General features: G+C 66.2%; 9 protein-coding genes, 1 tRNA gene and 1 riboswitch. Of the genes, 1 reads left to right on the forward strand and 9 read right to left on the reverse strand.

The window, feature by feature from the left end; all coding sequences use genetic code 11:
* Nucleotides 1-82: 82 nt before the first annotated feature.
* Nucleotides 83-1,006: a LysR family transcriptional regulator gene (locus HV753_RS24865; RefSeq protein ID WP_175177243.1), complete on the reverse strand. Its 924-nt coding sequence runs from the start codon at nucleotides 1,004-1,006 to the stop codon at nucleotides 83-85.
* Nucleotides 1,007-1,157: 151 nt separating this feature from the next.
* Here HV753_RS24865 and HV753_RS24870 point away from each other — a divergent pair, with 151 nt between their 5' ends.
* Nucleotides 1,158-2,333, forward strand: a complete 1,176-nt coding sequence (locus HV753_RS24870) for a M20 aminoacylase family protein (protein ID WP_175177244.1) — start codon at nucleotides 1,158-1,160, stop codon at nucleotides 2,331-2,333.
* A 6-nt stretch (nucleotides 2,334-2,339) separates the two neighbouring features.
* On the opposite strand, the gene HV753_RS24875 is transcribed toward HV753_RS24870, so the two are convergent.
* From HV753_RS24875 to HV753_RS24910, 8 genes are all read right to left on the reverse strand, one after another.
* On the reverse strand, nucleotides 2,340-4,811 hold the full coding sequence (locus tag HV753_RS24875; RefSeq protein WP_175177245.1) for a mechanosensitive ion channel family protein: 2,472 nt from the start codon (nucleotides 4,809-4,811) through the stop codon (nucleotides 2,340-2,342).
* Nucleotides 4,812-4,953: 142 nt separating this feature from the next.
* Entirely contained in the window at nucleotides 4,954-5,733 is a 780-nt protein-coding gene (locus HV753_RS24880) for an SDR family oxidoreductase (protein ID WP_175177246.1), read from the reverse strand.
* A 1-nt stretch (nucleotide 5,734) separates the two neighbouring features.
* Complete coding sequence (locus tag HV753_RS24885) at nucleotides 5,735-6,751, reverse strand: ABC transporter substrate-binding protein (protein ID WP_175177247.1); 1,017 nt, start codon at nucleotides 6,749-6,751, stop codon at nucleotides 5,735-5,737.
* Between the two features lie 20 nt (nucleotides 6,752-6,771).
* The gene (locus HV753_RS24890) at nucleotides 6,772-7,536 is read right to left on the reverse strand and encodes an ABC transporter permease (RefSeq protein ID WP_175177248.1); all 765 of its coding nucleotides are present in this window, start codon (nucleotides 7,534-7,536) and stop codon (nucleotides 6,772-6,774) included.
* Nucleotides 7,533-8,279 carry an ABC transporter ATP-binding protein gene (locus tag HV753_RS24895; protein ID WP_175177249.1) on the reverse strand — a complete coding sequence of 249 codons (747 nt, stop codon included), beginning with the start codon at nucleotides 8,277-8,279 and terminating at the stop codon, nucleotides 7,533-7,535. Before HV753_RS24895 ends, HV753_RS24890 begins: the two co-directional genes overlap by 4 nt.
* A gap of 13 nt (nucleotides 8,280-8,292) precedes the next feature.
* Nucleotides 8,293-9,753 carry an acyl-CoA reductase gene (locus HV753_RS24900; protein WP_175177250.1) on the reverse strand — a complete coding sequence of 487 codons (1,461 nt, stop codon included), beginning with the start codon at nucleotides 9,751-9,753 and terminating at the stop codon, nucleotides 8,293-8,295.
* Entirely contained in the window at nucleotides 9,750-10,832 is a 1,083-nt protein-coding gene (locus HV753_RS24905; RefSeq protein ID WP_175177251.1) for a LuxE/PaaK family acyltransferase, read from the reverse strand. The genes HV753_RS24900 and HV753_RS24905 overlap by 4 nt, the downstream gene beginning before the upstream one ends.
* Before the next feature lie 68 nt (nucleotides 10,833-10,900).
* Nucleotides 10,901-10,992, reverse strand: a riboswitch (TPP riboswitch).
* A 161-nt stretch (nucleotides 10,993-11,153) separates the two neighbouring features.
* Nucleotides 11,154-11,229 (reverse strand) — tRNA-Phe (locus HV753_RS24910).
* Nucleotides 11,230-11,232: the final 3 nt, after the last annotated feature.

Consider the following 11,232-nt stretch of genomic DNA (forward strand, 5'->3'; position numbering starts at 1 on the left):
GGCCGGCTGAGGCGTGGCCGGCTGAGGCGTGGCCGACTGAGGTGCGGCCGACTGAGGCGCGGCCGGCTTGGGCGTGACCGGCTCAGGTGCGCCGGGGCTCCAGGGCCGGGTAGGTCTTCAGGATGTGGCGCAACATGCTGGCGGTGGCGGGCGGCAGGTGGCGGCCCGCCAGGCTGATGACGTGGGTGCGGCTGTTGTTCAGAATGGGATTGGCCAGCGGCAGCGACACCATCTGGCGGAATTGCGCGCCTTTCAGCGGCGTCGACAATGGGTTCACGACATAGCCCAGCCCCTGGCTGGCGAACTCCCACAGAATTTTGAAGGAATTGGTGAGCAGCGCAGGCTTGAGCTTGACGTTCTCGTCCAGTTCCGCCGCCTGGATGTGCTGGCGCACGCCAAACGACTCATCCATCGCGGCCCAGCCATAAGGGGCCAGGTCCGACAGACGCAGCGCACGACGCATGCGTGCCAGCGGGTGATCCTTGTGGACGTGCACCCGCATCGGCGCGGGGCGCGAATAATGCGAACGCAGCCGCACGTCGTTTGGCGGCTGAAACGCCAGCGCGATCTGCACACGCTCCTCGACGATGCCACGCACCGTTTCATTGGTGCCGGCCACATGGATGCTGTAGGTGATGTCGGGGTGATTGCGCACGAAGGTCAGCAGCACGGGCTCCAGCAGCAGGTCGAGGAAGCCTTCGCCCAGCGCCAGTTCGACGTGACCGCGCGTGGCACTTTTCAGGTTGTTGACCTCGGCCTGGAAGGACTCGTTCAGGTCTTGTTGGCGGCGCGCGAACAGCGCCACCAAGCGTCCGGCATCCGTGGGCACGACGCCGCGGCCCCGGCGTTCCAGCAGTGTCAGCCCCGTGTCCGCTTCCAGCCGGGAAATGGCGCGGCTGACGGCCGATGGGTCGGTATTCAACTGGTCGGCTGCTGCGCGCAACGTGCCAGTCTCAATGACTTGCAGCAGACAGAGCGTGCGTTTGAATTCCAGTACGTCATCCATTGGGGCTTCCTTGCGGCGGCATTGGCATTTTTTGGATCGTTGCAAAAACCGCATTGATAAGACGTGATCGTTGCTATCGGCTTTGTACTCGCGCCTGTCTATAGTCGATAGCCGTATTTCCCCCAAGCCCGCACAACGGAGACCCCGCCCCATGGCCATCGTCGAATCGCCCGTCAGCCCTGACCTGCTACGTCAAATGCGTGAATGGCGCCGCGACCTGCACGCGCATCCTGAAACCGCTTTCTGTGAGTTCCGCACGGCCGATGTGGTGGCTCGGGAACTGGAACGGGCCGGCGCCGTGGTGCATCGCGGATTGGGCCAAACCGGGGTGGTGGGCACGATCACGCGCGGCGACGGGCCGGTGATCGGCCTGCGCGCCGACATGGACGCGCTGGACATGCAGGAACTGGGCGACGCCACGCACCGTTCAACCATCGCCGGCAAGATGCACGGTTGCGGGCATGACGGCCATACCGCCATCTTGCTGGGCGCGGCGCATCATCTGGCGGGCGATCCCGGCTGGCGCGGGACCTTGCACTTCATTTTCCAGCCGGCCGAAGAGCATGCGGGCGGCGGTCTGGCCATGGTGCGGGACGGCCTGTTCGACAAATTTCCGTGCGACGCGGTGTTCGCACTGCATAACTCGCCCAACCTGCCGTTTGGCACAGTGTCGACGCGCGTGGGCACGGTGATGGCCAATTGCGACACCTATGAGATCACGGTGACAGGCAAGGGCTGCCACGCGGCGCAGCCCGAGCACGGCATTGACCCCATCGTGGCTGCCGCGCAGGTGGTCAGCGCCATGCAGACCATCGCCAGCCGCAATGTGAAGGCAACCGATTCGCTGGTGTTGAGCATCACGCAGATTCACGCGGGAGACACCTGGAACGTCGTGCCCAACAGCGTGCTGCTGCGCGGCAGCTGCCGCACGCTGACCGCCGCCACTCGCGATCTGGCCGAACGCCGGCTGCGCGAAGTCTGCGCGGGCGTGGCGACGACGTCAGGCGCCGCGATCGACGTGCAGGTATTTCGCGGATATCCGGCTTGCGTCAATACGCAAGCCGAAGTGCAACTGGCCGCGCGGGCTGCGGCGCGGGTCGTGGGGGTTGATCAGGTGGACATGGCCTGCACGCCGCGCATGGGGTCGGAGGACTTTGCCTACATGCTGGAACAGCGGCCCGGCGCCTACGTTTTCTTGGGCGCGGCGCACCCCGGGCGCGACAACCCGCCCGTGCATAACCCGTACTACGATTTCAATGACGACATCCTGCCGCTGGGCGCACATTACTGGGTGGAACTGGTGAAAGAGGCCATGCCGGCGAACTGATCGGGCTCAGCCTGGTTCGGGCGGGGACCGTGGCCGGACGGACGCCAGGGCGGCGCCCGCCGCCTCGGAAACACTACGCAGATGCAGGTCCTGCTGCGGAAACGGGATATTGATGCCGGCCTGACGCAACGTGTCGTACATGCGTGTCAGCAGATCGCTGCGGATGTCGATCCAGCGGTCGAAGTCCAGTGTCCAGGCGCGCACGCTGAAGTCCAGCGTGCTGGCGCCGAACCCCATGAACAACACCGTGGGCGCGGGGTCCGCCACGACGCCGGGCGTCTGCCGCGCGACGTCATCCAGCAGCGCGATCACCTGCGTGGGCTCCGTGCCGTAAGCCAATCCGATGCTGATTTCGATGCGGCGGCTGCGATCCAGCATGGTCCAGTTGGTCAGTTTCTCGGACAGCAGCGTGCCGTTGGGCACGATGACGTCGGCGCCTTCAAACGTCTTGATGCGCGTGGCCCGCATGCCGATGTCGCGGACTTGCCCCGACGTGCCGCCAATATCCACCACGTCGCCCGGTTGAATCGGGCGCTCGAACATCAGGATCAGGCCCGACACGAAATTGTTCACCACGTTCTGTAGACCAAAGCCGATGCCCACGCCCAGGGCGCCGAACACGATGGTCAGTTGGCTGGTCTGAAAACCCGCCGCCGACAGCGCGATGCCCAAGCCCAGCAACAGCACCAGGTAGTACGTCAGCGACGCGATGCTGTTGCCCACGCCGCGAGGCAGCGCCATGCGGGTCAGCACCTCGTCATGCAAGATCAAGCGGATGGTGCGCGCGGCCCAGAATGCAATCACCACCGACACGAGGAACACCAGAATATTGCCCAGGCTGATCGATAGCGTGCCGACGGCCAGGGTGTAGGACAGCAGATCAGCCGTGACGGCATAGGTCGGCCGTAGCACCCGGAAGCGGTCCATGGCGTAGAGGGCCCAGCCCACGGCGGCGGCGGCCGTCAGCAGGCGGATCAGCAGCTGCACCAGCGGCGGCGCATGCTCGCGCGCCAGCCTGAAGCGCGAGATTCCATGGCGCGTCAGCAGCAGTTGCAGCAGCGTGGTGATGACGGTAACGCCCGCATAGAGCACCAGCCCGAAGTAGCCGCTGCCGATGACGGCGCTGGTCAGCATTTCCGCCAGCGAGACATTGCCGAACAGGTTCGAGACCAGCGACACGCACAGCAGCGCCGCGGCACCCCAGGCGATGGCCCGCAAGGCGCGCTCCTGCCGGGCGGGAGCAAGCGCCTGGTCACGTCCGCGATGCAGCAGCCACAGGATCACCACCAGCGCCACGGCGGTCAGCGCCACGGTGGATAGCCGGTAGAACAGCGTATTGGCCAGGAACAGGAACCCCAGCCGTTCGGCCAGGAACAGGGCGGTAATCACATGCGGCCATTGACCCATGCGCCGGCGGGCAGGGGGCGGCAGCAGGCGCAGCACGGGTATGGCTGCCAGCACCAGCGCCACCTGCTGCACCATCAATGGCGCGTCCGGCTCCAGGGCAAGCACGCCCAGCATGGACAGCAGCAGCCAGGTCGACAAGGGCCGGCCCAGCACGCCCGCTGCGGTCTCGCTCATCACGCCCGCACGGATTGCGTCGCGGCTTTTCCTGGCCAGCCACAGCAGCAGCGGCAGCAACGCCAGTTGCAGCACGCGCAGGGCGCGCTGATTGCCGCTGTCGGCGGCGCCGTAATCGCGTGCGAAGCGCACTTCGATGTCCAGTCCGGTTCGCAGCAAGGCCATCGTGTCCTCGCCGGATTGCTTCGTCTGGTCCAAGGCCCAGAGTGGCGGCGAATCCACCCGCATCAGACGGGCATCGATATTGTCGATGGCGTCGGCCACCGAGCGCTGACCGGTCTTGATCCGTTCTTCGATGGCGTTGGCGCGTTGCTCCAGTTCAACCTGGCGGGACAGCGGGCCGGACAACGCTTGTCCAGCCGCGGCCAGTTGCGCCAGCACCGCGTCCACGCGCTCGGCCAGCGCAGGCGGAAGGTCGGCGGCGCCGGGGGAGTTCTTGATTGCCTGCCAGGCGGCGCGGCGGTTGAAGAGTTCCGCCGCGTCGCTGGCGTACCAGGAGGTGGCCTGGCGCAAGTCGGCATGCCAGCGCGCCAGCCGGCGGGCGTCGAATATCCAATGCCGCTCCAGGCTTTCCACCCGCATGATGGGCAGGGTCCGAAGCTGAGCCGGTTGGAATTCATAGAGCTTTTCATCGGCGGACTTGGCGATCGATTCCAGTGCCGGGACGAGCATGCTGGCCGGGTCGGCGCCGGCCGCGCGTTGCAGCACCCCTTCGGCATAGCGGAGGTCGGTATCCGCCCGCAGGGGAATGTCCGCCATCTGGATGGCGGCAGGCGGCGCAGGGGCAGGGGCGGGAGTGGCGGTCGCTGGCGTGGTCGCAGCCAAGGTGCTTGCCAGGCCCGGCGAGCCCAGAATCAGTCCGAACAGACAGCAAAGGACTCGTGCTCGGGCGCGCATGTCGAGACTCCATTGGGATGCCAGCGAACCGGGGGGCTACGAACGATGGATGGTCAACGCGCCAGAAGGCGGTATTCCACAATATCGCGAAATGCGCGTGGAATGAAAGGGCAAAACAGCCGGGATAGGGTCGGATGCGGGTTTAGCGCATCACCAATCCGCCATCCACGAACAGGACCTGCCCGGTCATGAAGCCGCTTGCGTCGGAAGCCAGGAACAGCACGGGACCGGCGACGTCCTCGGGCCGGGCGATGCGCCGCAGCGGCGTGGCGGCGATCAGCGACTCACGGAACGACTCCTGGGTGCCGCCGCTGGCTTGGGTCGGATACACGAGACCCGGGGCGACACAGTTCACCCGGATGCCGTAGGGTCCGAGCTCGGTCGCCAGGTTGCGGCTGAACCCCACCAGGGCAGCCTTGGCGGTGCTGTAGTCGTGGTAGGGCACGACCGGGTGTTCGACCAGGTTGCTGGTGATATTGACGATGCAGCCGTGGGCACGCCGCTTGAAATGCGGCAGCGCGGCATGGCAGACGTTGAAGGCCGCACCCACCGAGCCGTCGAACTGCGCCTGGTAGTCCTGCCAGCCCAGGTCGCCAAAGGCGGTGCGTTGCCTGGGGTCAAAGGCATAGTGCCGCAAGGCGTTGTTGACCACGACGTCGAGACGGCCCGCGTCCTGCACGATGTGGTCGACCATGGTTCGCACCGCCTCTGGCGAACCGACGTCTGCCTGCACCGCCCAGGCATCACCGCCCGCCGCCTGGCATTGCGCCACCACGGCGTCGGCCGCCGTGGCATTGCTCAGGTAATTGACGACGACCGTCGCGCCTTCCCGGGCAAAGCTGCGCGCGATCTCGGCGCCGATGCCACGGCTGGCGCCGGTCACCAGCACCACCTTGCCTGCGAATGTCTTGGGGGCGTTCATATCAGGATCCGGGAAGCAGGCTGGCGTCAACGGCAGCAGCGACATCAATAGGGTTCTGGATGAGGCCGAGTTCGCGGTAGGCGTCGGCCGCCTTCTGCAACAGATCCAGATCGAATGTGCCCAGGGGGCGCGTGGCGGCGCCTGGGGCGGCGGGCGCGATCGATGCCGCGTTGCGCAGCCGGATCACTTCCAGATTGATGGCGCGGTCGGTGCCATCAATCGCGCGTTTGCCTGCCAGCGTCGCGGCTTCTTCCGGCTCGGCGATCATCCATGCGGCGCTGTCGCGGTACGCCTTCAGAAATGCACGCAGCAGCGGCTGCTTTTGCTGATGGACGGCTTCGCGCACCACGAACAGGTCGCTGGACACATTGATGTGGTCGCGCACCTGCATCACGTTGACCTCGCCCAGGCCACGGCGCTGGCCGACCAGCAGGCCCGTGTCCGTGGCCGCCGTGGCATCGACCTGGCCTTGCAGCAACGGGGCGAAGTTCAGCACGCCGGTCACGACGATTTCCACATCGGCCTCGGTCAGGCCCGCCTGGTGCAGCATCACCAGCAGATTCTGGCGCGTGCCGCTGGCCAGGCTGTAGACGCCGATGCGCTTGCCCTTCAGGTCTGCTGGCCGTGTGATGTTGGCGGACTTCAGCGACACGACGTTGAAGACGTTCTGCGGATAGATATCGTAGATGGCGCGCAGCTTCTCGCCCTTGTCCAGAGCCATGAAGAAAGAGCCCGGGTCGGTAAAGGCCACGTCGGCCTGGCCGCTGAGGATGTTGCGGATGGCGTCGCCGCCTCCCGCGCCGGGCAGGTAGACCAGTTCCACGCCCTGCGCCTTGAAGAAGCCCTTGTCGGGTTCGACCAGCAGGTTGGTGATCTCGGAGATGGGCTTGCTCCAGCCGGCCAGCGTGACCTTGCCGGTGACGGCGGCCTGCGCGCGTGCGGCAAAGGGCGCGAGCGACGCCGCCGCAAGGCTGGCGGCTGCGGCCAACAGCTGGCGGCGGATAGGGGACGGGAACATGGCGTGAGTCCTGATGAATGTCATGAATGATCGGCGTAGGGACGCAGCAGACGGCGTTCCAGCGCAAGCGTGGCTTGATAGCCCAGCAGCCCGATGACGGCGATGGCGGTCAGCGCCGCGAACATGAGGGGGGTGTCCATCATGCCCTGCGCGGCAATGATGACGGCGCCCAGCCCACGGCTGGCGCCGATGAATTCGCCCACGACGGCGCCCACCAGGGCCAGCACCAGCGCCACGCGCAGGCCGGCCAGAATGCCGGGCAGGCCCGCAGGCAGTTTCAGGCGCAGCAAGGTCTGCGCGCGCGAGGCGCCCAGCATGCGAAACAATTGCAGCCGGTTCGGATCCACTTGGCGCAGGCTGGTCAGTGTGTTTTCCATCAAGGGGAAAAAGCAGATCAGCGCGGTCATCACGACGGTAGGCGCCATGCCGAAGCCGAACCACAGCACGAACAACGGCGCCAGCGCCAGCTTGGGCACCACCTGGCTGACGATGACGTAGGGCTTGAGCACGCGATCCAACAAGGCCGACTCCGCCAGCGCCACGCCCATCGCCAGGCCGGCGGCGCCACCCAGCGCCAGCCCCAGCAGCATCTCGGCAAGCGTCGCGCCGATGTGCGGCCAGAGATAGCCGGTGGCAAGACTCGTCCACAGCGTCTTGGCGACGGCGGAGGGGGCGGGCAGCACCAGCGCAGAGATGCCCGCCTGCCGCACGGTCACTTCCCATGCGCCGATCAGCGCCAGCAGCAGCACGACGGCCAGCAAGCGGAAATGCAGTGCCGATTTCATGTGCGCGCCTGGTTCATGGCATCGAATACCTGGGCGCAGTACTGATTGAAGGCGGCGCCGTGGCGCATGGACTGCGTGCGAGGCCCGGGCAGGTCCACGTGCAGGTCGGCCACCATGCGGCCCTGGTGCATGACCGCGACGCGATCACCCAGGTACACCGCTTCGCCGATGTCGTGCGTGACGAACAGCACCGTTGTATTGCGCACGCGGCACAGGCGTGTCAGATCATCTTGCAGTTCACCGCGCGTAATGGCATCCAGCGCGGCAAAAGGCTCGTCCAGCAATAGCAGCGCGGGTTCAAGAATCAGCGCGCGCGCCAGCGCCACGCGGCTTTGCTGCCCGCCGGACAATTGCCGGGGATAGTGTTGCGCGTGGTCGGACAGCCCCAGCATGGCCAGCAGGCTTTGGGCCCGTTCGATATCCGCGGCAAGCGGGCGGCGTTGCAGCGATACCGGTAGCAGTACGTTGTCGATGACGCGGCGCCATTCCAGCAGCGTGGGCGCCTGGAACACGTAGCCCAGCTGCGGGCCGGGCGCGGCCCGTGTGCCGTCCCATAGCTGGACACGGCCCGACTGCGGCGTCAGCAAGCCTGCGGCCAGCTTCAGCAGCGTTGTCTTGCCGCAGCCGCTGCGGCCCACCAGGCAATGAAACCCGCCAGCTTCCAGCCGCCAGTCGATGCCATCGACGATGGGCGGCCGGCCGGGGTAGGTGTAGACCACCTGTTCGATGTCGAGAAAGGGCATGGCAGGTCCGCGCTCAGGGTTCGTAGGGCGCGAACGGTTCAGCAGCCCATTCGGCCGACTGTTCGATTTCGGTCATGCGGACCAGATCCAGCAGATTGAACCGCCCATCGTGATGCCACCCCGCTTCGGGCAGGCTCATCGAGCCGATGGCGCTGATGCGGGTAACGCCCGCCGAGCCCAGTTGCCCGGCCAGCCGGTACAGTTCTTCCGGGCTGGCGGCGACGCCTGCGGTTTGCAGAAAGGCGTCATGGGCGGCCACCAGGGGCGCCACGTCGTCCAGCGCATCGATGCCGGCCACCACGATGCTGCGTTGCAGGGCCGTGGGTGCAAGGGACTGCGGCTTATCGATGTAGGCCACGCTCCATGCCGCCGCCGGGTCGCCGATCAGGGCGTCGGCGTCGTCCGCCGGTTGTTTCCACTCGATCGATTGCCGCCACTTCGCAACGGCGGCAGACTCTTCCAGGTCCAGCGCGCGGCGCGGATAGCGTTGTTGCAGGTTGGAGAGTTCACCGGCCAGATAGCCCGCGAAGTCGCGCGGCGACACCACGCCGCCGCGCTGCACATAGAACACGTGCGGCGAATAGCAGCCCTGCTGGTCATAACGCACGACATCCCACGCGGCGCGGCGTGCCAGGGCGGGCGCTTTCAGCGCATCCAGCGCCGTCGCGCCGACAACGCCGAAGCCCAGCTTGTGGCCATGTGCCAGAAAGCGCGTCGTGACGGGCAGACGACGCTGGATGGCTTGCAGCGATGCGTTGCCGCCACAGGCCACCACCGTGTCGGCCTGGGCATACAGGGCCGATGCGTCCTCATCGCCTGCGCCTTTCCACCACACGACAGCCAGGCAATCGGCCAAAGGCGGATGCACCTCGGCCAACAGGCGCGCAAACCACCCGGCAAACAAGGGTTCGGCGCTGGGCAGCTTGCCGATATTGCCGGCCTTGACCAGCAGCCCGCAGACCAGGCTCCACAGCGCCAGCGCGGGCACATTGCCGGCCCAACTGTGCACCAGCAACTGCGGGCCATAGGCGCGCACGGCGCCGCCCTTGGCCGCAGGCTGGAAATCGTCCAGCACTTTTGGATTGGCGAAGTCCTCGGCCACGAAACGGTGCAGTTGCGCGGCGCGGAACGTCTTGAAGAAGCCGGTCAGTCCCAAGCGGACCATCTCGGCGTCATAGCCGCTGACGATGGGCAGCAGCAGGTCGGCCTGCTGACGGTACGGATCATTGCGGTCCAGCAGCCGCGCGATGGCGCGATCAATGACGGCGATGATCTCCGACACCGTCATCGTCTTCAGGTGCTGCGCGCTGGCGTGCCTGATGCGCTGGGCAAGGGCCTGCATCTGCGGCGCGGTCAGTACCGGCACCGCCACGTCAACGCGCTGCCCGTCGTGCTGAAACGGCAGAGTCTGCCACTGGACATCGGCCGCGGCCAAGCCCGGCAAGTATCCCGCTTCGACCCGATGCACGATCATGACGCGGCCGACTGGATGAATTCTTCGACCGCCAGCGAGCAGCCCTTGGCTTGCGCGCCTTCGGCCCGGCCCAGCAGCAGGAAGCCGCCCTCGGCGGGCAGCCCGACGTCTTCGGTCAGGATCGTGTTCACCGAATTGAAGTTGCCCAAATCGCAATGCGCCAGGATGCCGCGTTCGCCTGCCGGCATCGTGCGGCCGGTGGCTGGGTCCACCAGGCGCGACCGGATCCAGTGCGGCCCCGACTTGATCGAGGGCACTGTGGCGTTGCCGTCGTCATAGAACTGCGTGCTGAGTTCCGTCATGCCGTACATGTTGATGCATAGCGCGCGCGGCACGCCCAGCAGCTCGGATAGTTCGGCGTAGAAGGTGTCCAGCGGCAATTCGCGCGACTGACCCTTGTAGCCGCCCGTATCCAGGATGCGACTGCCCGGCGGCAGGCGGAACGCACGGCCTTCCTTGCGCAGCGCGTCAATGACATGCACGAAGCTGAAGCTGGCGCCCAGCAGCGCATACGGCTGCCCCAGACGCTCGGCATCTTCAAGCGCGCGCCACAGCCCGTCCAGGTCGATCCCTTGCGGCGACATGAAGTAGCGGCTGTCCTCGGTGCCGAACGCGGATTTCGCCAACGCCAGATAATGCGCCAGCGACGAATTGGGCATCGCGATTTCGTCCGGGAACAGAATGCCCATCGGCAGGCGCTCGGTGTCCCGCATGACGCGCTGCGCGAAGTTGCGGGTCATGGACAGGTCATAGACGTCCAGCCGGGGGTGGAAATGGCGGCCGCGCATGTCGGCGCGCGTGGTGCCGCTGGTCATGAAGACGCGCTCGTCCGGGCGGGGCGGCTCGCAACGCAGCTCCATTGCCTTGAAGGCGTCGATGGGCACGGCGGGAATGTCGCTCCACGTCTTCACATTGCGCACCGTGGCGCCGCGACGCTGGCAGAAACCGCGATAGGGCGCGCTGGTGGCGTACTGATAGGCGAATAGCCGCAGCGCAAGCTCGTCGAACTGCGCGTCGGTGCAGCCGTCTTGGGCGATGAATTCGAGTAGTTGCGCGACCGGCGGGGCGACGTTGTTCATGGGCGTTCGTTGATTCCTGTGCAGGGAAGCTCCGAAGCCCGCCTGCGGGGGCGGCGCATGCGTGCGCGTTGCCGAGGCGTTGCTCTTCTTACGCCGGGATGAGCCGGGTCAAGTTCGCGGGTCTGAATCTCAGCACTGGCGTGCACCCCGGAGCAGGGCTAATGTTAACCCGCAATGAGGTGTCCCCCTTCTGTTGTCGCGTTCTGTTGTCGTGTTCTTCCGTTGCGTTCTTCCGTCGCGTTCTTCCCCTCTGGCGCAAAGCAAAAAAGCCCAGCCGATGAAGGCTGGGCTTTTCTTGGGGAACGGGTCCCATTGCATTTTTGGTGGCCTGGGGCGGAATCGAACCACCGACACAAGGATTTTCAATCCTCTGCTCTACCGACTGAGCTACCAGGCCAAC

This window comes from Achromobacter pestifer, from assembly GCF_902859625.1.
Classification (GTDB): domain Bacteria; phylum Pseudomonadota; class Gammaproteobacteria; order Burkholderiales; family Burkholderiaceae_B; genus Achromobacter; species Achromobacter pestifer.

Excerpts from the sequence above, each read along its gene's own strand:
- HV753_RS24865 (WP_175177243.1), bottom strand. The coding sequence starts at position 1,006 with ATGGATGACGTACTGGAATTCAAACGCACGCTCTGTCTGCTGCAAGTC.
- HV753_RS24870 (WP_175177244.1), top strand. The coding sequence starts at position 1,158 with ATGGCCATCGTCGAATCGCCCGTCAGCCCTGACCTGCTACGTCAAATG.
- HV753_RS24875 (WP_175177245.1), bottom strand. The coding sequence starts at position 4,811 with ATGCGCGCCCGAGCACGAGTCCTTTGCTGTCTGTTCGGACTGATTCTG.
- HV753_RS24880 (WP_175177246.1), bottom strand. The coding sequence starts at position 5,733 with ATGAACGCCCCCAAGACATTCGCAGGCAAGGTGGTGCTGGTGACCGGC.
- HV753_RS24885 (WP_175177247.1), bottom strand. The coding sequence starts at position 6,751 with ATGTTCCCGTCCCCTATCCGCCGCCAGCTGTTGGCCGCAGCCGCCAGC.
- HV753_RS24890 (WP_175177248.1), bottom strand. The coding sequence starts at position 7,536 with ATGAAATCGGCACTGCATTTCCGCTTGCTGGCCGTCGTGCTGCTGCTG.
- HV753_RS24895 (WP_175177249.1), bottom strand. The coding sequence starts at position 8,279 with ATGCCCTTTCTCGACATCGAACAGGTGGTCTACACCTACCCCGGCCGG.
- HV753_RS24900 (WP_175177250.1), bottom strand. The coding sequence starts at position 9,753 with ATGATCGTGCATCGGGTCGAAGCGGGATACTTGCCGGGCTTGGCCGCG.
- HV753_RS24905 (WP_175177251.1), bottom strand. The coding sequence starts at position 10,832 with ATGAACAACGTCGCCCCGCCGGTCGCGCAACTACTCGAATTCATCGCC.